The organism is Verrucomicrobiia bacterium (genome assembly GCA_035574275.1).
GTDB lineage: Bacteria > Zixibacteria > MSB-5A5 > DSPP01 > DSPP01 > DSPP01.
In genome coordinates, this window is the sequence record DATLYY010000006.1 from 18,510 (window position 1) to 44,188 (window position 25,679).

General features: G+C 54.2%; 23 protein-coding genes and 1 other RNA gene. All 24 read left to right on the forward strand.

Annotated features, from left to right (window positions below; genetic code table 11):
- Window positions 1-75 precede the first annotated feature (75 nt).
- The 24 genes from ffs to VNL73_01295 all read left to right on the forward strand — a co-directional run bounded on the left by ffs (window position 76) and on the right by VNL73_01295 (window position 25,481).
- An RNA gene (gene ffs / locus VNL73_01180) (signal recognition particle sRNA small type) lies at window positions 76-175 on the forward strand.
- Between the two features lie 81 nt (window positions 176-256).
- Window positions 257-2,017, forward strand: coding sequence for a DNA polymerase III subunit gamma/tau (dnaX, locus tag VNL73_01185; protein ID HXF48022.1), 1,761 nt, complete (start codon window positions 257-259; stop codon window positions 2,015-2,017).
- Between the two features lie 17 nt (window positions 2,018-2,034).
- Window positions 2,035-2,358 carry a YbaB/EbfC family nucleoid-associated protein gene (locus tag VNL73_01190; protein ID HXF48023.1) on the forward strand — a complete coding sequence of 108 codons (324 nt, stop codon included), beginning with the start codon at window positions 2,035-2,037 and terminating at the stop codon, window positions 2,356-2,358.
- Between the two features lie 207 nt (window positions 2,359-2,565).
- Window positions 2,566-6,513, forward strand: coding sequence for a clostripain-related cysteine peptidase (locus tag VNL73_01195; GenBank protein HXF48024.1), 3,948 nt, complete (start codon window positions 2,566-2,568; stop codon window positions 6,511-6,513).
- Window positions 6,514-6,969: 456 nt separating this feature from the next.
- The gene (locus VNL73_01200) at window positions 6,970-7,833 is read left to right on the forward strand and encodes a FlgD immunoglobulin-like domain containing protein (GenBank protein HXF48025.1); all 864 of its coding nucleotides are present in this window, start codon (window positions 6,970-6,972) and stop codon (window positions 7,831-7,833) included.
- 99 nt (window positions 7,834-7,932) lie between these two features.
- Window positions 7,933-8,367 (forward strand): PaaI family thioesterase, encoded by a 435-nt coding sequence (locus VNL73_01205; GenBank protein HXF48026.1) that lies wholly within the window; start codon window positions 7,933-7,935, stop codon window positions 8,365-8,367.
- 162 nt (window positions 8,368-8,529) lie between these two features.
- Window positions 8,530-9,078: a hypothetical protein gene (locus tag VNL73_01210; GenBank protein HXF48027.1), complete on the forward strand. Its 549-nt coding sequence runs from the start codon at window positions 8,530-8,532 to the stop codon at window positions 9,076-9,078.
- Window positions 9,079-9,125: 47 nt separating this feature from the next.
- Window positions 9,126-11,522: a S8 family serine peptidase gene (locus VNL73_01215; GenBank protein HXF48028.1), complete on the forward strand. Its 2,397-nt coding sequence runs from the start codon at window positions 9,126-9,128 to the stop codon at window positions 11,520-11,522.
- A gap of 76 nt (window positions 11,523-11,598) precedes the next feature.
- The gene (locus tag VNL73_01220; protein HXF48029.1) at window positions 11,599-12,105 is read left to right on the forward strand and encodes a DUF177 domain-containing protein; all 507 of its coding nucleotides are present in this window, start codon (window positions 11,599-11,601) and stop codon (window positions 12,103-12,105) included.
- 50 nt (window positions 12,106-12,155) lie between these two features.
- Entirely contained in the window at window positions 12,156-12,338 is a 183-nt protein-coding gene (gene rpmF, locus VNL73_01225; GenBank protein HXF48030.1) for a 50S ribosomal protein L32, read from the forward strand.
- Between the two features lie 3 nt (window positions 12,339-12,341).
- Window positions 12,342-13,370, forward strand: a complete 1,029-nt coding sequence (gene plsX / locus VNL73_01230; GenBank protein HXF48031.1) for a phosphate acyltransferase PlsX — start codon at window positions 12,342-12,344, stop codon at window positions 13,368-13,370.
- The gene (locus tag VNL73_01235) at window positions 13,352-14,353 is read left to right on the forward strand and encodes a beta-ketoacyl-ACP synthase III (GenBank protein ID HXF48032.1); all 1,002 of its coding nucleotides are present in this window, start codon (window positions 13,352-13,354) and stop codon (window positions 14,351-14,353) included. The genes plsX and VNL73_01235 overlap by 19 nt, the downstream gene beginning before the upstream one ends.
- On the forward strand, window positions 14,350-15,273 hold the full coding sequence (gene fabD, locus VNL73_01240; GenBank protein ID HXF48033.1) for an ACP S-malonyltransferase: 924 nt from the start codon (window positions 14,350-14,352) through the stop codon (window positions 15,271-15,273). Before VNL73_01235 ends, fabD begins: the two co-directional genes overlap by 4 nt.
- 5 nt (window positions 15,274-15,278) lie before the next feature.
- Window positions 15,279-16,058, forward strand: a complete 780-nt coding sequence (gene fabG / locus VNL73_01245; GenBank protein HXF48034.1) for a 3-oxoacyl-[acyl-carrier-protein] reductase — start codon at window positions 15,279-15,281, stop codon at window positions 16,056-16,058.
- 44 nt (window positions 16,059-16,102) lie between these two features.
- A complete protein-coding gene (gene acpP / locus VNL73_01250; GenBank protein ID HXF48035.1) occupies window positions 16,103-16,357 on the forward strand; it encodes an acyl carrier protein in 255 nt (84 codons plus the stop codon).
- Window positions 16,354-17,595, forward strand: coding sequence for a beta-ketoacyl-ACP synthase II (fabF, locus tag VNL73_01255; GenBank protein ID HXF48036.1), 1,242 nt, complete (start codon window positions 16,354-16,356; stop codon window positions 17,593-17,595). Before acpP ends, fabF begins: the two co-directional genes overlap by 4 nt.
- A gap of 1 nt (window position 17,596) precedes the next feature.
- Window positions 17,597-18,385, forward strand: coding sequence for a ribonuclease III (rnc, locus tag VNL73_01260; protein ID HXF48037.1), 789 nt, complete (start codon window positions 17,597-17,599; stop codon window positions 18,383-18,385).
- Between the two features lie 8 nt (window positions 18,386-18,393).
- The gene (locus VNL73_01265; GenBank protein ID HXF48038.1) at window positions 18,394-19,179 is read left to right on the forward strand and encodes an electron transfer flavoprotein subunit beta/FixA family protein; all 786 of its coding nucleotides are present in this window, start codon (window positions 18,394-18,396) and stop codon (window positions 19,177-19,179) included.
- A gap of 110 nt (window positions 19,180-19,289) precedes the next feature.
- Window positions 19,290-20,060: a PASTA domain-containing protein gene (locus VNL73_01270; protein ID HXF48039.1), complete on the forward strand. Its 771-nt coding sequence runs from the start codon at window positions 19,290-19,292 to the stop codon at window positions 20,058-20,060.
- A gap of 2 nt (window positions 20,061-20,062) precedes the next feature.
- Entirely contained in the window at window positions 20,063-20,722 is a 660-nt protein-coding gene (rpe, locus tag VNL73_01275) for a ribulose-phosphate 3-epimerase (protein HXF48040.1), read from the forward strand.
- A 93-nt stretch (window positions 20,723-20,815) separates the two neighbouring features.
- On the forward strand, window positions 20,816-23,161 hold the full coding sequence (locus VNL73_01280) for a VCBS repeat-containing protein (protein HXF48041.1): 2,346 nt from the start codon (window positions 20,816-20,818) through the stop codon (window positions 23,159-23,161).
- A 154-nt stretch (window positions 23,162-23,315) separates the two neighbouring features.
- Window positions 23,316-24,236: an IS1595 family transposase gene (locus VNL73_01285; protein ID HXF48042.1), complete on the forward strand. Its 921-nt coding sequence runs from the start codon at window positions 23,316-23,318 to the stop codon at window positions 24,234-24,236.
- The gene (locus VNL73_01290) at window positions 24,233-25,195 is read left to right on the forward strand and encodes a site-specific DNA-methyltransferase (protein ID HXF48043.1); all 963 of its coding nucleotides are present in this window, start codon (window positions 24,233-24,235) and stop codon (window positions 25,193-25,195) included. The genes VNL73_01285 and VNL73_01290 overlap by 4 nt, the downstream gene beginning before the upstream one ends.
- Entirely contained in the window at window positions 25,188-25,481 is a 294-nt protein-coding gene (locus tag VNL73_01295) for a hypothetical protein (GenBank protein ID HXF48044.1), read from the forward strand. Before VNL73_01290 ends, VNL73_01295 begins: the two co-directional genes overlap by 8 nt.
- Window positions 25,482-25,679 lie beyond the last annotated feature (198 nt).

Genomic DNA, 25,679 nt, shown 5'->3' on the forward strand with positions numbered 1-25,679 from the left:
GAAGAAAAGCCCCCGACAAAAATCGGGGGCTTTTTGTTTGTTGCTAAGTTTCTGCTTTCGGGCTATCTTCCTTTCGGCCAGGTCCGGCGCACAGAAGGAGTGTCAAACCCCGCCAGGGCCGGAAGGCAGCAACGGTAGATAACGACTTTTGGTGCCGCCGGGCCACCTGGCCTTTCTTAAAACAGGGATTAGGGATCAGGGATTAGTGATTAGTAAAGACGCAAAGAGCGCTTATCTCATTTTCGGAAGACGGTAAATGTCCTATTTGGTTTTAGCGCGGAAGTACCGGCCGGCGACCTTTGACGAGGTCGCGGCGCAGGATTTGGTCGTCTCCACCCTTAAATCTGCCATTGAAAAGGGGAAGGTCTCCCACGCCTATTTGTTCACCGGCCCGCGCGGCTCGGGAAAAACCACCGTCGCCCGCATCCTTGCCAAAGCGTTGAATTGCGAAAAAGGGCCGACTGCCAAACCCTGCAACGTTTGCCCCCGCTGCAAGGATATCACCGCCGGGGTCAGTTTGGATGTGATTGAAATCGACGGGGCCTCGCACAATTCGGTCGATGACGTCCGGGAACTGAACGAAAACGTCCGCTACGCCACGGCCGGCGGGCATCGCATCTACATCATCGATGAAGTGCACATGCTTTCCGGGGCGGCCTTCAACGCCCTTTTGAAAACGCTCGAAGAGCCGCCATCCCACGCCGCTTTCGTTCTGGCCACCACCGAGGTCTCAAAAATTCCCGCTACCATCCTTTCCCGCTGCCAGCGCTTCGATTTTCGCCGCATTCCGCCGCCGGCTTTGTCAACCACCCTGCAAAACATCTGCAACAAGGAGGGAATCGAAATCGAGCCGGAGGCCCTGGCCATCCTCGTGCGCAAGGCGGACGGGTCACTCCGGGATGGACTTTCACTTCTGGATCAAGTTTGGACGCTCTCCGGCGGAAAAATCTCCAAGGATTCGGTGGAACAGGCCCTCGGACTAATCGGGCTGGAGATATTTTTTGATTTGACGGATGCCTTTGCCCAAAAAGACGCCGCCAAAACACTCTCTGTTTTCGACCGTGTGGTTGAAAAGGGGGCGGATATCGAGGATTTTTTGGACCAACTGCTTTACCACTTACGCAATCTGTTGATTGCCCGGTTAAAGTCACATTCCGAGGAACTCTTGGGGCTTTCAGAAACGGAAAGACAGGAATACTCAAAGCGGGCCGGGCAGTTGTCGGAAGGGGATCTCCTGAGGATGATGAAGGTAGTTTCCGATTTGAAACTGAATTTGAGCCGGCTGGCCGACCCGAAAATTCTGGTTGAGGCCGAGCTGGTCAAGCTCGCCTGGCTTGATTCCACCGTCGATTTGAAAGAGGTTTTGGAAAATCTGGAAAGCGGGGGGAGCGGTTCGGCTTCGTTAAGCCACGGCTCAAAGGCCGGTTCTTCAACCGGCATTTCCGGCTCGTATTCCGCCGCCGGCGTTGCACCTACGGGGACACCCGTGCGCACCTCCAATTTTGCCTCCAGTCCATCGAACGCCCAAAGGCCGCAGAATCTTGGAGATCTCCCGCCCGCTGCAGTGGCTTCCGTTCCCCCAACGGTTTCGATTGCTTCCGGCAAGGAAGTAGATGGCGCCGTCTGGAAACAAGTTTTGGACCGGTTGCGCAAAGAAAACCAGAACCCGGTCGCCGTCTCGCTGCTGGAACAGTGTCAGCCTTACTTTGTAAAGGAGAACGAATTAGTATTGCCCTTCGGCCGCTCGTATGAAGGAATGGCCAAGCTGAAATTCGGCGGGCGGGGCAACGGACGGACAATTTTAGACGAAGTATTGGCGGAGATTTTCGGCCGCAAAGTAGCTCTGAAACTCGAATTCGTCGCCAACGGCCCTACTGCTCCTCCAATTGCCCCGGTTCCGGCCTCAACCCGCATTTCCGTTGATGACTTTCTTGAAAAATATCCGGATTGGAAGGAAATCCGGGAGAAATTACAATTGGAAGCCATCGAGCGAAAACCCAACCCCCCTTCAAGCTGATTCACCCGGGAGAATAAATGAAAGGTTTTGGGGACATTTTCAAGCAGGCCCAGCAGTTTCAGGAAAAACTGGCCAAAATTCAAGCCGAACTGGAGCAGGCCCGGGTGGAAGGCAGCTCCGGCGGGGGAATGGTTCGCGTCATCGCCAACGGCAAGCAGGAAATCATCGAGCTTAAAATCGAAAAAGAGGTGGTCAACCCCGAAGAGGTCGAGATGCTCCAGGACTTGATTCTGGCGGCCTTGGCTCAAGCCCGCGAGAAGGCCTCCACGCTTCAGCAGGAAAAGATGGCGGCCCTGACCGGCGGGCTCAAAATCCCCGGCCTGTCGGGGCTTGGAATGTAGCCGGCCGATTTGATCGGCAACCCAAGTATTTGCCCTGCTTAAACTTGCGTTTTCCCTTTGTATCCGTAAAATTTTCCTTGACACGCCCCCCGTCAAAATGCTATTTTTTGTTTGCGTTTAAGTCGCCGACACAGCTTTTGGGCAGGTTTATTGGAGGCTTGAGAAAGCTTTTTAACTCTTAACACATAACTTTTTTGGGGAGGCTTTATGAAGCGGTTTTCGCTTTGGTTTGCCGTTGCGTTCGTTCTGTTTTCCTTTCAAGGGGGATTTTCCAGACCAACTAAGTCGCAGCTCGATTCCCTAAATCAGATCTTGGCACCATCCATTCCGGTAAAGGACACTATAAACTACGACTCTGTGGACGTTTCACCTTATCATGGAGAGCCAGGTTATGATGCAACTAATTATTTGGTAGCCCAACGATTCGTTCCTGCACGCTCTTTTACTCTTAAGTCAATCTATTTTCAAGTGGATAATTCACTGGTCAACACTGATTCCTCCTGTTACATTCGGGTTTTTCCCAACGCGGGAGGTTATCCTGATACTCTTTCTCTCATTACCCAAGATACGGTACCCGCCCCTCTTCCAAGTGTACTCTGGGCACATCGTTTTTCAGACAGCACCAAACAATTTGCTGCAGGCGATACGTTCTGGATTGTGCTTGGTCCGGTTCCCGGAGGACCCCACCCAGATAGTGCAGATATTGGCGATGGTTGGTGGATGGTTCACTCGACGAACAACCCTCAATCACACAGTTACATTTTGAACCCTACGGATACGCTTTGGGTGGGTCCGATGAGCATTAATTGGGTCTTGCGGGCAGGCGGGGAGTATAGGACTGTCAACGTGGTTGTTAACGAAGTAATGTTCAATGCTGATACCTTATCCAGTGATTCCTCACGAAACCATGAGTGGGTAGAACTTTACAATAAAGGGAGTGTGCAAACCACCGCCGGGTGGAGATTGATGAGGGACACATCGGACAATGATCCGCTTGTATTGGAAACCGTTACATTTCCAACAAATACTTATCTTGTTGTACATATCACTCGTGACACAAGCTTCGTTGACGCCGATTTTGGCGACGGACGAGGCGATATTTATATTAAAAGAAGTTCAAAATTTTTTAACAATCGAAAAGGGCTGTGCCTTCTTTCAGCACCTCCAGATGCGCCTACTGCAGACCAAGTAGGCTGGAATTTTAAGAACTTAAGCTTGGATGAAGATAGCGCTAATCAGGATAATCCGAGTGAACTTATCCGGATTCAGCCGCAAGATGGGCTCGGCCCCCTTTTGACGGCCACGGCGGGTATTTCCCTGGGGCGGGATAAGGTCGGTTGTGACAGCGCTTCCTGTCAAACGGGTAAACTCGTTCATTTCGTCGGCGGGCCCGATGCAGCCGGTCCCACGATGGGAAGAAGCAATGATCTGCCTATGACCTTCAATACTTCAAGCATACTGCCTTCTCCTTCAGGCCTCGCCGACTGGACCTTGATGCTTTATATGGCCGCCGATTATGGGGACGTATTGACATCTCCCGATAAGTGGTATTACGACTTGTTGAACCAAATCGAGCGGGTAATGCCGGTGGGTGCGGATAGCGCAAATGCCAATGTGGACAGCGTGAACGTAGTAGTGCTCATTGATTCTCGCCGTACCCGTTTGACGGGAGAGACAGTATCACAACCGAACAGTCAAACGTTTGAGGGTGCCCTGCGGTGGGATACATCGGGAGTTGTTCGCAATCTCGTGCTTAGTCCGACCAGTGTGAACACAGGCTTAGACACAACCTTATCAGGTTTTATATCTCGGGCAAAGACCAATTATCCAGCCGCTCGCTATGCGTTGGCGTTGAAGGGAGACGGAGCGGGTTGGCAGGGAATCTGTGGCGATGCCACGAGCGGTGACCGGTTGGAAATGGGAGAATTAAAATCGGGTTTGCAGACGGGATTAGGTGCTACGAAATTGGATCTCCTGATATTTGACGCGCCCTTGATGAGTCAACTTGAAGTTGCCGCGCAGATAAAGGATTTTGCCAAAGTTATGGTCGCTTCGCCGGAAATGACTGGACCGGCCGATTTTAATTACGCACGGCTCGTAAAATCTCTCAAGGGCGGTCCGGATCTGCCCGCCTTGGTCGATACGCTCGATGAACGTACCTTGGATTCACTTTTAAGGGAACGTGTTGCGGAAGATCCGCATGCGGTTTGGGCGGCTGTCAAATTGGATGGCTTGGATACATTATTGGCATTGGTGGACACCTTGGCCGTCAACTTGAAAAAGGGGGTGGAAGACCGTTGCGCTTTTGGTGTATCAAGTGATAATTATCAGCTAAAAATTCGTTCGGCTCTGCGGGGATTTACGACTGAACATTACGGCACACAAGCCCAAGGAATGGCGGATTTTGTTGATTTGAGACGCTTGACGCTTATCGTAGATCAGATAACGGATGTACCCTGTCAAACGGGTCATGATAGCTGTGCTGCTAGAATTGCAAGCCGTTTGGTCAAAAAAGGCCCGGTGATTGTTGGGTTAGAGGGTGGTGGGTTAAGCCTTTCCATTCCCGGCAGACATCGCAACAATCCTGCCGGGCTTTCAATCTATTTTCCTTCAGCAAGGCAGCGGGAAATACCGCTCACGGGAACGGGGAAGCTTTTTAGAGCTTATGCTAACCGAAGCGATCATCCTTTCGACAGCACTGGACTCGAATCGGAAGGAGGAGTTTCTCAAAGCAGGCGGGTTTATGCTCCAGATTTGACAGCGTGCTATCCTCACGCAGGCGTAGGGTGTTCGACAAGTGATTCCAACATGGCTCGAAATTATCCTTATCCTCCAGTTGCCGATTTTAATTTTGTTGATAGTACCCACTGGGATGAATTTTTATTCCGCTATTACAAGCCTGTCGCTGACGTGGAAAGCACTTTTTATATCAAAAACATAAATCAACCCTTCTTTTTGAAGGGAACGGGAACTTCCGATCCGGACTCGGATTCACTCACATACTTTTGGGACCTTGATACCCTTCGAGATTCCAATTGGCCCTGCGACAGTATTTACCTGGAAGACGTGGACAAGAACTGCTATGACGACAGCACCGATGACGGGGATATACGGGGCGGCCAAAATATTAATTTTGTTGGTTTTTCAATCGCCGGCGACCACATCCTTTGGCTCAACGTGTGGGATGATTACCACTTGTACTCGGCCAATTCCCGCTTCCAAACCGACAGGATAAAGGACAGCGTGACCGTGCAGATTGAGTTTGAAGGCGTAAAACTAGCCTATGAGGACGATAACTTGGACGAAACCTATCGCAACATAATAAACGCGCTCAATCCGGCGCCTTCCATTGACAACGTGGACTTGAGACAAGTGGGTGCGCGGACGGGAATGGCTCCTAACCGGCTTACCGAGGATTATCAGGGTGAGCCGCACGTGCTATGGACAACCGGAGCAATATCCAGCAATACCTTCCCAACCGCCTGTCAGACGGCCTTGAACAACGCTATGGCCAATGACAGTCAGGGTGTCTGGATATGCGGGCCACTTGTGGGGTTGGATAACACGGCCAAAACGTACTTTGGAACGACATGGGGTTTTGCCATAGATACAACCCGTGACACGACGAGCTACGTAGTGCCGTATCCCGGCTTGGAACATTTCCTGAGTGACTTAGATACTTTGCTGCTGGTTCCTGGCTCCAGCTTGGAACGGCTGAATCCTTTGACCTGCCCCTCATTTCCACTTTTAATTAACAGTAGTGGCGATATAGTAGCAGCCGCTCGAGTTTTGGGAGGTCAGCGGGGCATCATATTCTCCACTTTTGGTTTGGAACACGTAGCGAATTTTAACAGAGGAAAAGAACTTCTGACCCAGGTTCTAAGCTGGATGTCTCTTCCGCAAACATCCGATAGCTGTTCGATATGCCCAGCTGCAAAAGGAGATTTGAATGGAGATGGTAACTGGTCTCCAGCCGATGTTACCTTGATGCTCAACTGCGTCTTTCTTGCAAATGGAGCGGGCACAGTGGGAGGAGATTGCAACCTTTGTTATTCTGACGTTAACTGTAGCGGAGGGCTGTCTCCTATTGACGTAACACTTGAACTTTTTAAGGTTTATAGTGGCCTGACTGATCCGCCTTGGTGTGGGCCGTAAGGACTGCCATTGGATCGCGCAGTTTGAGGGCGGGTATAACCCGCCCTCTTTTTTTGTCCAAAGCAAGCACTTCTCCTTGCAAAGAAACTAAAAAACCGGCTTTTAAACGCCGATACCTCTGAATAGAGGGTGTGAAGGAGTGGTTGCGGTGCGGCACCAGGCCGGTTTTGGAGCTTTTTTCCGGCTGGCTTCCAAGGGGTTAGCCGGGGGAGGGGTGGGGCAAAAAAAAGACTTGACAAATCGACTTTTGGGTGCGTATTTATATGTGGAAAAACGGAGTTCCCCACACTGAGCCGTAAGGAACACCGACTACCAACTGGAGGTATTTTAGGGCGGGGGGAGGATGAACAAAAAAGTTGTTAGGAAGCGCCCGGACCAACCTTTTGCGAAAAAGGGGATGGGTCATAAAATGTCAGGTTTAGTAAAATGTATAACCCAAACGATGGGAGGTTTAGAATGAAGCGCACACTGACGCTTGCCGTCTTGGTGGCCTTCTTAGTGCCGGCCCTTGCTTTGGCGGCCCGCGATCCGGGGAATGTCGATAAAATTTATTTCGGCACCCACGAATACGATGCGGCCACGGGCAAGTTGGTCGTGCCCATCATGATTAAAAATGATGAGCCGATTACGGCCATCGACATTCCCTTGAAATTCGGGAATGCCGGTGATGGTATCGTATTAGACCAAGTGCAGTTCATAGAAGACAGCCGGATTGGCGGGTTTGATTTTCAGTTCAAGAAAATCGACAACCAGGCCAAAACGGTCTTAATCGGGCTCGTTTCCTCCGCCTATGATCTAAAAGCCGATATGGCGCCGGGAGACGAAAAGATCGCCTATCTGCACTTCACGGTAACCGACGCCAACCTGAATAAGGTGGTGTTGGATGAGGATAAGTCCCGCGCCCCCCAGCACACGATGCTTCTAATTGAGAATCGGGTGGTGGATGAGGGTCAGGGCCGCGAGGTCATCGACTTCGTGCCGTATTTCGACAAGAAGAGCGGAATCATTGCTCTTAACGCGGCCGGCGCAAGCCAGCTGCCCAAGGAATACGCCCTTCGGGGGAACTACCCGAACCCGTTCAACGCCAAAACCATCATCTCCTTCGCCCTTCCGCAGGAATCCAAGGTCACCCTGGACATTTACAACATCCTGGGCCAGAAGGTGAAGACCCTGGTGGATGGCGCCATGCCGGCCGGGTATCACAACCTCGAATGGAACGGCACGGACCACAACGGTCTGGGAGTTTCTTCCGGCGTTTATCTCTACAAGCTGAAAGCCGACAACTTCACCCGGGTCAACAGAATGACCTTCTTGAAGTAGCCGGGCCAGCCTTGGAAAAAAGCCCCCGTACGGGGGCTTTTTTTTTGCCCAAAAAACCCGCCGTTTGACTTTTCCGCCGGATTTCGGGATTTTGGACCCGTGAAGGAAATCGTCAAATACGCCGGCTGTTTTGTCTGCGGAGACGAAAACCCTATCGGCTTGGGGGTGAAATTTTACGAAAAAGAGGGGGGCGCGGCGGCCGAATTTGTTCCCCGCGAGGTTTTGGAAGGGTACAAGGGGCTTTTGCACGGCGGGATTCTTTGCTCCTTGATGGACGAGGTGATGATCAAGGCGGTTTTGGTCAAAAACGTCTACTGCGTTACGGCGGAACTGTCGGTACGCTACAAAAAACCGGTCGAAATTGCCGATAAACTTTCCCTTTTCGGTTACATCGAAAAGGAGAACGGCCGGGTCTATATCACCAAGGGCTGGGCCAAAAACCAGAGAGGGGAAACGGTGGCGGAGGCGGAGGGGAAATTCTTTGTCCCCAGGCCTTCCGAAATCGACAAGCTGAAAGAAAGCCTGGCCATATAACTTTTTTTCCGGCAGGATGCTGCTGAATTCCACTGCCTAAAATTTATTTTAGAAAGCAACATTTAGTAATTTCTTTCTATAAACCTCATTCCCCGTTACGGCATTTTGTTGTCCCACAATGAATTATGAGCGGTTGAATGTGATATCCAAAAGGCATGAGGATTGCTGGGTAAGTCCGAGGTGAAATTGTATTTTTACGGCTCCAACCGACTGGAGCGGCGGGAAGAAAGCGGGGTTGGAATCATCGCTTTTGCCGTGCCGGATTTTGGGTTTCTTTTTCGTTCCGCTCACCGCGGAAGTGCCTTGGAATGCGAGCTTTATGCCCTTTTGACTTTGTGCCAGTTCGTAGAGGCCAATTCGGAACTGCTCAAGGGACAGAAATTGGAGTTTCTGGGGGATTCCGCCGCCGCGATCTATCAGGCCAGCCAGCCGGAGGGGTCGTTTCATTCCGTTGACCATTCCCTTCGGTCCGCCTCCGTCAGTCCGGCTCACGCCTCCGGCAACCCCTCCGCCCGGCTTTTTGAGCGGCTGCGGGCTTTCCGAAAAAAACTTGGTTTTTCACTTCTCTGGGTGCCGGTTTCCGAGAACCGGGCGGCAACGGAAGCCGTCTCTCATCCCACCATCAAAAACTCTCCCCTCGTTGGAAAACTGAACACTTCTTTTTTAGAATCTTTCAAAAGGAATCCCGGCCCGGGTCCTTCCACCTTTTGATTGATTTTTTCTCGGCGCGGTGGTATAATGCCATTGTCATGCGGGGTTTGACCGGATTTCTTGCCTTTTTTCTGGCCCTTGGGAGTATATCCTCTTTTGCCGCGCCGCGTCCCAAGTTTCTACCGGCCGCTCAATTGGCTCAATCCGGCCGCGACAGCATAAAAGCGTGGGTTTTTTTCCGGGATAAAGGCTCCTTCGGTTTTGAGGCCGTTGCCCAGCGGGCCGCTTTGCGCATCGCCCGCAAGGGAAATTCGGCCATTTCCACGGAAGCGGAAAGGCCGGTTTCCGCCGACTATGTCCGACGGCTCGAAGATCTTGGGGCCCGGGTCTGGCAGACCAGCCGCTGGCTGAACGCCGTTTCGGTTTGGATTTCACCCCAAAAACTACAAGCCATTGAACGGTTGCCTTTTGTGGCCGGTTTGCGGCCGGTAGCCAAGTTTAAGCGAAAGCCGCTTCCGGAGCCGCTGGAATCTGCGGTCGAACTTCCCCCCCAACAAGTAACGGAAACCGCCTACGCCGATTCCTACGGCCCGGCAATTACACAGTTGGACTCCCTCAACATCCCGCTCGTGCACACTCTGGGTCGCCGGGGAGATAGTGTTTTAGTGGCAATGCTGGATGACGGCTATAGGAAAAATCATTCCACCTTCAGTACTCTTTACGCGAATGGTCAAGTTTTGGCTGAATATGACTTTATTCAAAAGGATTTCGATACGGCTCCGGATGCCGGAGAACTCGCGATTGGTCAGGGGTTTCACGGAACGTCCACTTGGTCGGTCGTGGGGGGAACGGCCCCCGGTAGCTTTCTGGGAGGGGCTTACAAGGCCCATTTCATATTGGCAAAAACGGAGTATATACCTGCCGAAAACCAGTGGGAGGAAGATAACTGGGTGGCGGCCTTGGAATGGGCCGACAGCATCGGCGCTGATGTGGTTTCCAGTTCTTTGGCTTACCTCGACTTTGACGATAGTTGTATGTGTGATTATTCCTTTGCTGACTTGGATGGAATGTCTACCATCGTTTCGACCGCCGCTTCCATGGCCGCCGACATGGGAATTTTGGTCTGCAACGCCGCCGGCAACAACGGCCCTCCCGACAGTTCGATTTGGGCCCCGGCGGATGCCTTCGACGTTCTGGCCTGCGGTTCGGTGGACAGTTTTGGCGTATTAAGTTCCTTTTCTTCCCAAGGACCGATTGCCGACAGTCGGATTAAACCGGAACTGGTAGCACAGGGGTCACGGACGTACTTGGCGGACCCAGCAAATCTGGCGGGCTACAGGCGCTCCAACGGGACCTCCTTTTCCACCCCTTTAATTGCATCCGCCACCGCCGTTTTGATGTCCGTGCACCCGGACTGGGCGCCGCGGCAGATTCGGGAGGCGTTGATGCTTACTGCCAACAATGCCGCTTCCCCCAACATGCAGAAAGGATGGGGGGTGCCGGACGTCTACAAAGCGGCCCTCTTCCGTCCGGACAGCACGGTCACGCTGGAAATCGTTAATGAGGGAACCATTGCCAATGTTCCCATCGGAGTCTCATCCCATCCCGTGAAGGTGGTGGTGCACAATCCCCGCGGTTTCCCGGTAAATTCGCCGCAATTGTTCTTTAAGGAAATTTCCGCGTCGGGTTTTTCTTCCGTGGCTTTGACGCCGGCCGCCGGCGACACCCTTTCGGCTTCCATACCTATTGCTTCCTCCGATTTGGAAATCGTTTATTATGCATCCGCCAACGGCGGCGTGGTGAAAGACCCGGTGTTTGCCCCCATCTGGCTCCGTCATTTGATTCTTCGTCCCTGGTTCAAAGATCATGCGGATTCGGGGAGTTATGACTGGCGGGCCTCGGGCACGAATCAAAGCTGGGGGCCTTCCGGGCGCCAGGCCAATTCCGGTTATTTTTCTTTTGCCGACTCCCCGCGGGGAAATTACCGCAACAGCGTGGACGAGCGCTGGGAAATGAACCGGGGGATACGTTTGGATACCACCACCAACTACTTTCTGCGCTATTTAGAGCGGTATGCCTTGGTGCCGGGGGATTCCATCATGGTGCAAATCTCCACGGATGGCGGGGTCAACTGGTCCACGCTGGCCGGAACGGTAAAAACCACCGGCACGCTTTCAACCTGGACGGAACGAATCGTCACCTTGGGAGCGTACTACCAATCCCCCGATTTCCGGGTGCGTTTCCGGTTGAAAAGCGACCTTTCCGGCACTGCGGACGGCTGGTTCGTAGACGACGTTTCCCTGTTGCTCCGGGGGGACTTGAACGGGGACGGGGTTTTGACCCCGGCGGACATCGTGCTTGAACTTCTCTTCCTGTTTTCCGGTTCGCTCCCGCCGATGCCCCTGGCGGCCGCCGATTTGAACGGTGATTTGGCCTACCTGCCGTCCGATGCGGTTTGTCTTTTGAGCACGGTGTTCAGCTCTACTCCCTGTTCGACTCCCTGATTTTGGTTTAACTCGGTATTCCTTTTCCCTATTATTGCTTGACATTTTCAGGCCGCCAGAATAGCTTACTGTTCCTATGAAAATCGAGCTTTTTCCCGGACGCAAGGAAATATCCGAGCAGGATTGGAAGTTCGAATTCGGCGAACTGGATTTGAAAAATTTTTTAGTCGGGTTCTACGAGTCGGGCCGTCTGCGCCTCACCGCGCAGGCATCCGGCAGGGATTACCAGATGTCCGGCGAACTGTTTGCCCCGGCGGTGCTGGAGTGCAGCCGCTGCCTGGAGCCCTTCCGGCTGCCCCTGCTTTTGCCTTTGGGCTGGTTTGTGCGCCGGGTGGAGGCGTTAACCCCCGAGGATGAGCTGCCGGACGGGGAGTTTGAAATCCTGCCGGAAACCCAGGAGTTGGATTTTACCGGCCGCGTTCGGGAAACCATCATTTTCAACCTCCCGGCCAAGCCCCTCTGCCGTTCCGACTGCCGGGGGCTTTGTCCGGTATGCGGGCAGAATTTGAACAACCGGGAATGCGACTGCCGGCGCGAGGCGGCCGATCCCCGTTGGGACGGTTTGCGCCGGCTTATGCAGTAAGCCCGGCGGGCCGGTTTACTTGTTAAACGTATAAGAAAAGCGAGGTATTTGTGCCGTTACCGAAACGAAGACATTCCAAAACCCGCGGCAAAAAACGCCGCACCCACTGGAAACTTTCCGCGCCGGCCTTGGTGGAATGCCGCCAGTGCCATCAAAAGCACCGGGCCCACCACGTCTGCCCCCACTGCGGGTACTACGCCGGAAAGCCGGTTACCGAGCCCGAGGAAGTTTAAGGTTTGAACGAAACGAAAGCTCCGATCCGGGTGGCCGTCGATGCCATGGGATCGGATTTCGGCCCCCGGCCCGTGGTGGCCGGCGCCTTGGAGCTTTTGGCCGAAGATGCCGGGAAGGAGTACCGGCTTCTTTTGGTCGGGGACCCAAAAAAAATCGAGGCCGAACTGGCCCGGCACCGGGCGCACAACGGGGAGCTGGAAATTGTCGCCGCTTCCGAGAAAGTGGAAATGGGGGAACCCCCCAGCGAGGCGGTCAAGAAGAAGGATTCCTCGATTGCCGTCGCCGCCCGTCTGGTCAAAGAAGGCCGGGCGGATGCCTGGCTTTCGGGCGGCAACACGGGCGCGGTCATGGCTTCCGCCCTTTTAACACTCGGGCGGCTGGAGGGGGTTTCCCGTCCGGCCATTGCCATTGTTTTTCCCACCGTAAAAGCGCCGGCCATGCTTCTGGATGTCGGGGCGAACGCCGAATGCAAACCCCTCCACCTCGAGCAGTTCGCCTTGATGGGGTCCATTTATTACAGCTACGTTTTCAACCATACCGAACCCAAAGTGGGGCTTCTGTCCATCGGGGAGGAGCCGACCAAGGGGAACGAGCTGGTCTTGGCCAGCCACCGGCTTCTGGCCGAAAGCGGGCTGAACTTTCAAGGCAACGTGGAGGGGCGGGACGTGATGGAAGGGGGCTGCCAGGTGATCGTCACGGACGGGTTTACCGGCAACGTGATTTTGAAGTTTGCCGAGGGGCTCTACGGATTTTTGGGCAAAAAATTCCGCCACCAAATCTCCACCAACATCTTTTCCCGCTTTGCCGTTTTTCTCTTGGCCCCGTTTCTGCGCCGCTTGAAGAAAAGCCTGGACTACGCCGAGTACGGCGGCGCCCCGCTTCTGGGGGTGAATGGCGTCACGATTATCTGCCACGGCGGCTCGTCGGCGCGGGCCATCAAAAACGGCATCAAGGCGGCCGCCGGAATGTTCCGGGCGCGGGTCAACGAGCATATTCAGGAGAAGCTGGCTGGATGGAAGGAAACCGATTGAAGAAGGCCGTTCTTGTCGGCGTGGGGGCCGCCACGCCGGAGCGGGTTTTGACCAACTACGATTTCGAAAAGATGGTCGAGACCTCGGATGAGTGGATTGTCACCCGCACCGGCATCCGGGAGCGGCACGTGGTGGAAAACGGGACGGTTGGAACGGATTTGGCCCTGGAGGCCTCCCGGAAGGCCTTGCAGGAAGCGGGGCTTTCCCCCGAAGAAGTGGATTTGATTCTTTTGGGGACGGTTACGCCGGACTACCTCGTTCCCTCCTCCGCCTGCATTTTGCAGCAAAAGCTGGGGGCCGCGAAAGCGGCGGCGATGGACGTGGTGGCGGGCTGCACCGGATTTATTTACGGCCTGGCCACCGCCAACGCCTTCGTTCAATCCGGCATGTACAAAAACGTTCTGGTCATCGGCGTGGAGGTGCTTTCCAAACTCACCAACTATAAAGACCGGAACACCTGTGTTTTGTTTGGCGATGCCGCGGGAGCAGTAGTCGTACAGGCGGCCCCCCCGGACGAACGGCGCGGCATCTTATCCACCTTCCTGGCCGCTGACGGCGGTCTGGCCGATTTGTTGTACGTCCCAATCGGGGGGACGGTGGAGCCCTTGACGCCGGAAAACTATGAGAAGCGGGGGCACTACATCAAAATGGCGGGCAACGAGGTCTTCAAGTCGGCCGTGCGGGAAATGGGGGAGGCAGCCGCCATCGCTTTGGAAAAAGCGGGCTGTTCTTCCGACGAACTCTCATTATTAATCCCCCACCAGGCCAACATCCGCATCATCGAGGCGACCGCCAAGCGGGTGGGGCTGCCGATGGAAAAAGTGTACGTAAACATTGACCGCTACGGAAACACCTCGTCCGCCTCCGTCCCGCTGGCGCTCTGGGAGGCGCGCCAAAACGGCAGGGTTAAGAAGGGGGACTTGGTGCTCATGGTCGCCTTCGGCGCCGGGTTCACCTGGGGCTCCGTTTTGGTGCGGTTATGAAGCGCGCCCTGCTCTTTCCCGGACAAGGGTCGCAAAAAGTGGGGATGGGAAAAGAGCTGTACCACACGTTCTCCGAGGCACGCGAGGTTTTCGACCGGGCGGACGGGGTGTTGAAGTATTCGCTGTCGGGCATCTGCTTTGACGGGCCGGAGGAGAAACTGGTACAGACGGCGTACACCCAGCCGGCGGTTTTCGTCACCTCCATCGCGGCTTGGAGGATTTTGCAAAAGCAGAACGAAAAGTTTGACTTCACGGCCGGGCACTCGCTCGGCGAATACACGGCCCTGGCGGCCGCCGGGGTTTTGAAATTTGAAGAGGCGCTTTTGGCCGTGGCCGCCCGGGCGCGATTCATGCAGGAGGCCTGCGACCAAAACCCGGGGACAATGGCGGCCCTGATAGGCGTTACGCCCGCGGAGGCGGAAGAAATTTGCCGAGAAGCCTCTTCGGCAGGCGTGGTCGTGCCGGCCAATTTCAATTCCCCCGGGCAGGTGGCCGTTTCGGGAGAGCGCGCGGCTGTGGAAAAGGCGGTTGAAACGGCGAAGGCGGGCGGCAAAAAGGGGATGCTTTTGCCCGTGGGGGGGGCCTTCCATTCCCCCCTGATGGAACCGGCAAAAAAGAAACTTGCGGAATTTCTGGATTCGATTACTTTTTCCCCCGCTCAAATCCCGGTGGTGGCCAATGTCACCGCGCGGGAGGAGACCCGGCCGGAGGAGTTTCGCCGGCTGTTGAAGGAGCAAATCACATCCCCCGTGCGCTGGGAGGAAACGCTCATCCGGCTTGCAAGCCTGGGGGTGGAGGAGTTCGTGGAAGCGGGGCCGGGGAAGGTATTGGCCGGATTGGTCAAAAGAACCTTGAAGGGCGCACAGACCCGAAATTTCGAAACACCGGCGGACTTTGCGGCCCGCCCGGCGGCGGTTTGATTTCGATGCAAACGGAGACCGGCGTTTTGGATGAAACGATTCACAAAGATTTGACCGGCCGTGCGGCGTTGGTCACCGGGGCGGCCCGGGGCATCGGCCGGTCCATTGCCCGCAGATTGGCGGCGCGCGGCGCTTCGGTGGTCATCTCCGATTTACTGGCAGATGCCGCAGGGACCACGGCGGAAGAGTTCAAATCGGCCGGATTTACGGCTCTCGCTTTGGCCGGCGACGTTTCCTCCGCCGGCTCGGTCGAGGAAACGGTAGCCAAAACGGTGGAGGCGTTCGGCTCGCTGGATATTTTGGTCAACAATGCGGGTATCACCAAAGACGGGCTTTTGTTCCGGATGAACGAAACGGACTGGGACAAGGTTATGGCGGTGAATTTAAAAGGGGTTTTTCTGGTCACCAAGGCGGCCTCCCGGGTGATGGCCCAAAAGCGCTGGGGACGGATTGTCAACATCAGCTCGGTGGTCGGCTTGATGGGGAACGCCGGACAGGCCAACTACGCCGCCTCCAAGGCGGGTGTGGTCGGATTCACCAAGGCCTGTGCCAAGGAGCTGGCGGGGCGGAACATAACCGTCAACGCCGTAGCCCCCGGCTACATCCAGACCGAAATGACCGAAAAGCTGCCGGAACGGGCCAAAGAGGCGTTTCTGGCGGCGATTCCCCTGGGGCGGGCCGGCACGGCGGAGGAGGTGGCCGCGGCGGTCGGTTTTTTGGTTTCGGAGGAGGCCGGATACATCACCGGCCAGGTTTTGCAAATAGACGGCGGACTGTTAATGTAACAACTTGCCCCGGAGATGGGGAGAGAACAAAAGGAGGAGAATACATGGCATCGCAAATCGAGCAAAAAGTGCGTGAAATCATCGTCGAGCAGCTGGGGGTCGACCCCGAGCAGGTGACCCAGGAAGCATCCTTCGTGGATGATCTGGGGGCCGACTCGCTGGACACCGTCGAACTGGTGATGGCCTTGGAAGAGGAATTCGATCTGGAAATCCCGGACGAGGACGCCGAGAAAATCACCACCGTCGGGGAGGCGATTGAGTACATCGAGAGGAACATGGAAAAAGAAGAAGCGGAATGAAGCGCGTAGTGGTGACCGGTCTGGGGGTTTTGACTCCCGTCGGTCACACCATAAAAGAGTTCTGGGATAATCTCACCGCCGGTCGCTCCGGCGTGGGGAGAATCAGCCGCTTCGACGTTTCCGCCTACGACTGCCAGATTGCCGGGGAGGTAAAGGGGTTCGATCCCTCCAAGGTGCTGGACAAAAAGGAGGCCCGGCGGGCGGACCTTTTTGAGCAGTATGCCCTGGCGGCCACCAGCCAGGCCTTGGCGGAAGCCGGTCTCGATTCCACAAAAATAAATCCGGAACGGGTTGGAGTCGTGCTGGGTTCCGGCATCGGCGGCATCGACACCTTCGAACGGCAGCATCAGGCCCTGCTTTCCGGCGGGCCGGGCCGGGTTTCCCCCTTCTTTATCCCGATGATGATTATCGATATGGGCCCCGGGTTGGTTTCCATGCGCTACGGGTTGAAGGGCCCCAACTACGCCACGGTATCGGCCTGCGCCTCCTCGGCGCATGCCATCGGCGATGCTTTTCACATCATCCAGCGCGGGGAAGCGGAGGCGATGGTCACCGGCGGTTGCGAAGCGACCATCACCCCCACCTCCCTAGCCGGATTCTGCTCCGCCCGGGCGCTCTCCACCCGGAACGACGAGCCGGAGCGGGCCTCCCGCCCTTTCGACAAGGACCGGGACGGATTCGTGATGGGGGAAGGAGGAGGGATTCTCGTTCTGGAAGAGCTGGAGCATGCCAAAAAAAGGGGCGCCAAGATTTACGCCGAGCTTTTGGGTTTTGGTATGACCGGCGACGCCTACCATATGACCTCCCCGGCCCCCAAAGGGGAAGGAGCGGCCCGTGCGATGCGCGAGGCATTGCGTTCCGCCCGATTAAACCCCGAGCAGATTGATTACATCAACGCCCATGGCACCTCCACCGATTTGGGGGATGTGGCCGAAACGGAGGCGGTCAAGACGGTTTTTGGAGAATACGCCTACAAAGTTCCGATTTCCTCCACCAAATCAATGACCGGCCACCTTCTGGGGGCGGCGGGGGCGACCGAACTGATCGCTTCCATACTCACCATAGATTCCGGCGTTATGCATCCCACTATTAATTTGGACGAGCCGGACCCGGCCTGCGACTTGGACTACATTCCGAAACAGGCCCGCGAAAAAAAGGTGAATCATGTTCTATCCAACTCCTTCGGCTTTGGCGGGCACAACGTTTCCATCTTAGCCGGCCGCTTTAACGGGAGGTAATGTGCCCCGCCGGGCGGTCTCCCAGCTTCGCAAACTGCTTCAGGGGCTTTTCGGCGCCCATCCGTATGAGGAGCGGGAGCTCGCGGAGCTCTTGGACTACCGTTTTCACGACCGGGAGCTTTTGGAGCAAGCGTTGACCCACCGCTCGGCGGCCCGGCTTTCCGGAAAAAAGACCGCCTACTTTTCGGCCAACGAGCGGCTGGAGTTTTTGGGGGACGCCGTCTTGGGCCTGATCACCAGCCGGTTTCTTTTTGAGCATTTTCCGGAAAAAGACGAAGGGGAGCTTTCCAAACTGAAGGCCGCCCTGGTCAACAAGGTCACCCTCTCCCGCGTGGCCCGGGAAATCGGGCTGGGAAAATTCTTAAAACTCTCCCCGGAGGAGGAACGGATGGGGGGGCGCCACCGCCATTCCATCATCGCCGACGCCTACGAAGCGCTTCTGGGAGCCGTTTACCTGGACGGCGGGCTGGAGGCCGCCGCGGAGATGATCGAAACGCAGGTGCTTTCGCGGATGGGGGAGTTGGTTTCGGACCGGGCCCACTACAATTACAAAGGGGAATTGCTGGAATATTTGCAGGGTCGCGGCATGGGGGCGCCGCGCTACGTTCTGGAAACGGAGGAGGGGCCGGATCACAGCAAAAACTTCACCATGGCGGTGATGATTTTGGGAACCAAGCTCGCCGTGGGGGCGGGTCCCTCCAAAAAAGAGGCGGAGCAAAAAGCGGCCCGGCTTGCGCTTTTGGCCCTGCGCCAAAAAGAAAACCAGCTTCCAAAACCGGTGGAAAGTTAGGAGGAAATTTGCATACCATTGTTTGCGTAAAACAGGTGCCGGAAATCGCGGGCATAAAAGTTTCCCCCGACGGAAGCGGCGTCGTTCCCCCTCCCGGAGCGGGGATGGTCAACCCGTTCGATGTCTACGCCGTTGAAGAGGGAATTCGCATCAAGGAAAAAACTTCCGGCAAACTCTCCGTAGTCACTTCCGGCGGCCCTGCCGCGGAGGGGGCTTTGCGCGAAGCTTTGGCTCTCGGCGCCGACGAGGCGTATCTGCTCTCCGACCCGTTGTTTGCCACCGCCGATCCCTTGCATACGGCTCTCATTCTTTCGGCCGGCATCAAAAAAATAGGCGCCTTTGATTTGGTGCTCTGCGGCAAGCAGGCCGTGGATGACGACAGTTCCGCCGTTCCCGCCGCCCTGGCCGCTTACCTTGAACTGCCGCAGGTGATTTTCGTGAAAAAATTCGAGCAGTTGGAACCGGGAAAAGCGAAAGTTTTCCGGATGGCGGATGACGGCTACGAAGTGATCGAAACGCCCCTGCCCGCGGTGGTGGGGGTGGTGAAAGAAATAAACGAGCCGCGGCTCCCCTCGCTCAAGGGAAAAATGCGGGCCAAATCGGCCAAAATCACCACCTGGAGCGCCGCCGATTTGGGGCTGGACGCTTCGGCTCTGAACCCCGCCAATTTCGGCTACAAAGTGGAACAGTTTTCCCCGCCGTCGCCCCGTCCCAAAGGGGAGATGCTCTCCGGCACGCCGGAGGAAATCGCCGAAAAGCTTTTCCAAAAACTGCGCGAAGCGCAGGTGATTTGAATCGGGTTGTTGGCAAGCAGAGCGGGGACGGTTCAAGCTGCTCCTCTTTGCTGCTTTGGCGCTGCGATATTCCTTTGCTTCCCAAAAACCGCTGATGTATTTTCCAACCCGTGGATAGACCCACCGTAACGATCCACCCGCAGGCCGCCGGCCGGGCGCGCAAATTCTTCTTTCTGCTCGTGGCCCTCGGCATGGCCTTCATGATTTCCATTGTCCTCTTCGACAAAATCTTCATGCCCGCGGCCGTGCGCCACGACGACGACCGGCTGGTCCCCTCCGTGGTCGGTTTTTCGGTCGATTCGGCCGGCGCCGTTCTGCAGTCGGTCGATTTGGGGATCGCCGTGGTCGGCGAGGAATTCTCTTCGGCCTATCCGGCCGGCATCATCATCTCCCAGCTTCCGCCGCCGGGGATGCGGGTGCGGGAGGGGCGCTTGATAAAGGTCTCCGTCTCCAAGGGGAACCAGCGTCTGGTCGTTCCCAACGTGGTCGGCATGGGGCGGCGGCAGGCAGAGCTTCTGCTTTTGGATTACGGCCTCTACGTCGGCGAAATCGTGGAGGTGGATACCTCCGGCGTGGAAAAGGGGATGGTTCTGGCCAGTTTTCCCTCTCCCGGGGCCGGGGTTGCCCCGCAGAGCCGGGTCACTTTGACCATCGCCGCCGGCGGGGTGGAGCCGGATTCCACCTGGGTGCCGAACTTGGTGGGGCGCAGCTTGGAAGAGGCCAAAAAGCGGATTGCCGCCTCCGGCTTGGAATTGAAGGACTTGGACTACGAAGACAACGAGCTGGTGCTCCCCGGAACGGTTTTGAAGCAGGAGCCGCCCGGCGGGCTGGCCGTGCGCCGCGGCGAAAAAGTCAAGCTTTGGGTGGCCCGCTCGGAGTGAGAATGGCCGCCAAGTCACCGCTCATCTCCGCTTCGATTATCGCCGCCGGTTTTCATCAACTGGAAAAAGAAATTTCCCGCGTCACGGCCGCCGGGGCGGACTGGCTGCATGTGGACGTGATGGACGGGCATTTCGTTCCCAATCTCACCTTCGGCCCTATGATTACGGCCGCCTTGAACAAGCTCTGGAAGAAAACCTTGGACGTGCATTTGATGATTTCCAACCCGGAAAAATATCTGGAAGCGTACCGCAAATCCGGCGCGGATATCATCTCCATCCACTACGAAGTCATCGGTCCCTCCCCCACGCTATTGGATGAAATCCGCCGTTTGGGGGCCAAGGCCGGGCTGGCCATCAATCCCTCCACCCCCTTGGACGTGGTCGACTCGCTGCTCGGCCATTTCGATTTGCTTTTGATAATGTCGGTCGTTCCCGGGTTTGCCGGGCAAAAGTTCATCCCGGAGGTCTCGGCCAAAATCAAGGAAGCTGCCGCAATGAAAAAACGTCTTGGCGCCAAATTTTTGATAGAAGTGGATGGCGGCATCTCCAAGCAAAATTCCGCCGCCATCAGCCGCTCCGGTGCCGAGGTCTTGGTCGCCGGCAAGGGCATCTTCGGCGAGCGGGATTACCGCGTGGCGGTTAAACGGCTGAAACGCTCCTAATCCGACCAGCCTACCTGCCAAATCTATTGCTCCAAAAAGGACTTGCTATCCCCATTTTAGCGTATTAGCTTTCTTTTAAAGCCAGGAGGCGGTATGGCTAAAAAGCTTTGGTTTTCGGCGCTCTTCATCCTTCTAATCCCCACCCTTCTTTTTGCCTTTCAGCCGCTTTTTGATACGTGGCTAAGCCATGACGTTGGGTGGCTGCCGAATTCGGTGATTGCTGCGGATTTGGACGGGGATGGAAAACTTGATTTGATTGCTGTCAACGGTCCAAACAACACCGTTTCGGTTTTGAAAAACGGCGGGGATGGAGCTTTTGCCGCCAGGGTTGACTACACTGCTGGCAACTATCCTTATTCTGTTTTTGCCGCTGATTTGGACGGCGATGGAAAGCCGGATCTGGCAGTGGCCAATCTCTTTGGCCCCACCGTTTCGGTCTTGAAGAACAACGGTGATGGCACTTTTGCCACCCACATTGAATACGTAACAGGAAGTCGTCCTTACTCAGTTTTTGCCGCGGATTTTGACGGGGATGGAAAATCGGATCTGGCGGTGGCGAATTTTTCTGATACCACGGTTTCGGTGTTGAAGAACAACGGGGATGGGACTTTTGCCGCCAAGGTGGATTACGAAACAGGAGCCTATCCTCGCTCCGTTTTTGCCGCCGATTTGGATGGGGATGGAAAGCCGGATCTGGCCGTAGCCAATAGTTACGACTCCAGCATTTCGATTTTAAAGAACAACGGGGATGGGACTTTTGCCGCCAAGGTGGACTACGAAACAGGAGCCTATCCTCACTCCGTTTTTGCCGCCGATGTGGATGGCGATGGGAAGTCAGATTTAGCCGTGGCAAATTTTATAGCCAAAACCGTCTCAATCTTGAAGAACAACGGGGACGGAACCTTTGCGGCCAAGATTGACTACGCTACAGAGGGCAATCCTTACGCTGTTTTTGTCGCTGATTTGGATGGGGATGGAAAGCCCGATTTGGCAGCGGTCAATGACTATCACAATAGCGTTTCGGTTTTGAAGAACAACGGAGATGGAACTTTTGCCGCTAAAATTGACTATCCAACTGGTTCTCGCCCCTGGTCTGTGTATGCCGCTGATTTGGACGGGGATGGGAAACCGGATTTAGCCATAGGTAGTGTTCTTGCCCACGCTGTTTCGCTTCTGATAAACAAGGGAGATGGAACCTTTCCGGCTATCACTAAGGTTGACTACGCCGCCGGATACCGTCCCTACTCTGTTTTTGCCGCCGATTTTGATGGAGATGGGAAGCCGGATGTGGTTACAGCTAATGTTGATAGCCACACCGTATCGGTCTTGAAAAACAATGGAGATGGCACTCTTGCCGCCAAGATGGACTACGCAACTGGAAGCAGTCCTTACTCAGTATTTGCCGCCGATTTCGACGGGAATGGAAAACCGGATCTGGCGGTGGCCAATTATTATGGCTACTCCGTTTCGGTCTTTAAGAACAATGGAGACGGGACTTTTGCTACCAGAGTTGACTATGGCGCGGGACGTCATCCTTGTTCTGTATTTGCGGGCGATTTGGACGGGGATGGCGATCCGGATTTGGCTGTGGCTAATGACGGTAGCAACGCCGTTTCGATTTTAAAAAATAATGGGGACGGAACATTTGCTGCCAAAGTGGACTACGCGACCGGAATCTACCCTCGCTCAGTTTTTGCCGCCGATTTGGATGGGGATGGGAAGCCGGATTTAGCGGTGGCCAATGGTCAAAGCAACACCGTTTCGGTCTTGAAAAACAACGGGGACGGAACCTTCGCCCCCAAGGTGGACTATGGTACGGGGAGCTTTCCCCTCTCGGTTTTTGCCGCTGATTTGAACGAAGATGGGATACCGGATTTGGCCGTGGCGAATGACAGCAGCAACACTGTTTCGGTCTTGAAGAACAATGGGGACGGCACTTTTGCCGCCAAAGTGGACTACAGTACGGGAGTTTATCCTCACTCTGTTTTTTCCGCAGATTTGGATGGAGATGGAAAGCCGGATTTAGTGTTGGCCAATGCTTATGGCAATGCCGTTTCGTTCTTAAAGAACAATGGAGATGACACTTTTGCCCCCAAGGTGAACTACGGTACAGGAGGTTTTCCTTCCTCTGTGGTTGTCGCGGATTTTGACGGGGATGGGGATAAGGATTTGGCCACGGCCAATTATGGGGACAACACCGTCTCAATATTGAGAAATTTGTCAATTCCTCTGAATTGTGCCGCCGTCAAAGGAGATTTAAATGGTGATGGAATCATAACGGTTTTTGACGTTGTATTGATATTGAACTGCACTTTCTTAAATGAAGGGAGTTGTAGCGACTGTTTCGCTGATGTGAATTGCAGCGGCAGTTTAACCCCTGTCGATGTAGTCCTCGAACTTTTTGCGGTTTATTTGAATCAACCTTTTCCCTGCTCGTAAATAAAAAGAGCGAAAAAGATTTTTTGTAGAGGCGGGGTCACCCCGCCCGCTCTTATCTTTGATTCCCAACAACTTAAAAAATTTGGTAATTATATACTTGACACACCCGTTTTTATGTATTATATTGGGTGCGTAGAGTAAATAAGGAGGATTGATGACATACAATAGTTTGTTGGAATTAACCGAGGCGTTTCCGACCGAACAAAGCTGTATCCGGCATCTTGAAAAACTACGCTGGCCAGAAGGGGTAGTTTGTCCGAATTGCCAAGCCAGTCGGAAAATCGGCGAAATTAAAACCCGGAACCTTTACAAGTGTGGCGATTGCAAAAAGCAGTTTAGCGTTCGCATCGGAACGATTTTCGAGGAAAGCCGTATTTCCTTGCGAAAATGGTTTATGGCCATTTGGCTAATTAGCTCTCATAAAAAGGGAATTTCGAGTTGCCAGCTTGCCAAAGATATTCGGGTTACGCAAAAAACCGCTTGGTTTATGTTGCATCGCATTCGAGAAATTTCCAGCAAGATAAATGGCGGCACTTCGCACTTGACAGGGTTGGTAGAAATTGATGATACTTACATCGGCGGAAAGGAGCGAAACAAGCATAAGGACAAACGCCTCACCGGAACGCAAGGCCGGAGTATAAAAGGCAAAACTCCCGTTTTCGGAATGATGCAAAGAGGCGGCAATATCAAAACCTTCAAAGTGAAAAACCTACAGGGAGTAACGGTTAATGTCATTGTGCGGGAAAATGTCGCTCCCAAAGCGAGGGTCATCACCGATGAATATACCGGCTATCAATTTGAACCGCTCGGCCTTGACCAACAACGGGTAAATCATTCCCGGCGGGAGTATGTAATCGGCCAACTCCATACCAACAACATTGAGGGGGCTTGGTCTTTGCTGAAACGTGGCATTTTGGGCATCTATCACCACGTCAGCGATAAGCACCTGCAACGCTACCTTGACGAATTTGTTTCCAAGTTTAATAGCCGGAAAACAAAAGACCCAATCCGGGTTGACAATTTTTTGGCCGGTTCGGAGGGTTTGCGCCTCACCTATGAGGGGTTGACTTCGTGAAAAATTCTTTCAATGATTTACTTGGTCAATTAGTTCGCCCGAAATCGGCAAAACCGGAACCGTTTGTCGAACTTATTCACGGCGATTGCCTGGTCAAAATGAAGGACATTCCCAACAACTCCATTCACTTGGTTTTGACCGACCCGCCTTATTTCCTCGATTGTTTAAGTGATGAATGGGATACGGAGAAAATCAACAAAAGGAAAAAGCGGGCGGGAATTGTAGGTGGTTTGCCCGTTGGAATGAAGTTTGACCCTCAACAAGGAGTGGAACTGCAAAAATTTTTCGAGTCAGTATCGAAAGAAGTTTTACGCATCCTTGTTCCCGGTGCATTTTTTATTTCGTTTAGCCAGCCCCGTCTTTCCCATAGAATGATTATCGGAGCGGAAAATTCCGGTTTTGAAATTCGGGATTTGCTGGCGTGGCACTATCGAAACAAGGCACAATTTAAGGCGTTTTCTCAAGACCATTTTGTCAGGAAAATGAACATTTCCAATCTTGAGAAAAAAGACCTTATTCGGCAAATGCAGGGAAGAAAAACGCCTCAATTAAGACCGCAGTTTGAAACAATGATGTTGGCACAAAAACCGAAAGAGGGAACTTTCGTTGAAAATTGGAAAAAGTGGAAAGCTGGCCTTATAGATGCGACCCGCACTTTGAACGGAACAAAAAGTCCCTCCACTTTGATGACTGTCGATAAGCCCATCCGGGAAAAATATAATTTGCATTTAACCGTAAAGCCGGTTCATCTTCTAAAACATTTGATTGAACTTTTTACAATCGGCGGCCAAGTTGTATGCGACCCCTTCCTCGGAAGCGGTTCAACTGCTCTTGCCGCAATTCAGGCGGAACCGGAACCGAGAAGCTGTATCGGTATTGAAATCAACAAGGAATTTTTGAAAATAGCGCAAGAAAGGTTACGGGACTTTAACGTCATACAAGGAGCGAAAAATGCTTAGACCAAGACAACTTGCCCGCATCGGCACGTTCCATATGCACGAGGCCATTTTGGATGTGCTGGAAGAACATTATGAGGAAGGACACGGACTCGGAGCCGCCGAAATTAGCAGGCGATTAGGCGTTTGGCGCATAGGCCCGCCCTTAAATGACGCAATCGTAACGGGCTACTTGCTTGAACTCGAATCGCAAAAAAGAGCTGAGCGGGTTCCCCAGGCCGATAATAGGGGCGGCTGGCGTTTGACTGCCGAAGAACACGAGCGCAGACGGGATGATATTGCGGGGTGAGTTAAATATATAATTACCAAAAATTTTTAGAAAATTTTTTTCTTCTTAAGATCGCAGGTTTTATCAAAATTCCCATCTTTTTCGCCTCCAACCTGCTCTCGGCCAACGGCTTCGCAAAATCACAACAACTTCGGAGTGAATAATGGGTGGTGGGCCTATAGTAGAGGGACGTGGTGCGGGGTTTTTGGATTTTCACTA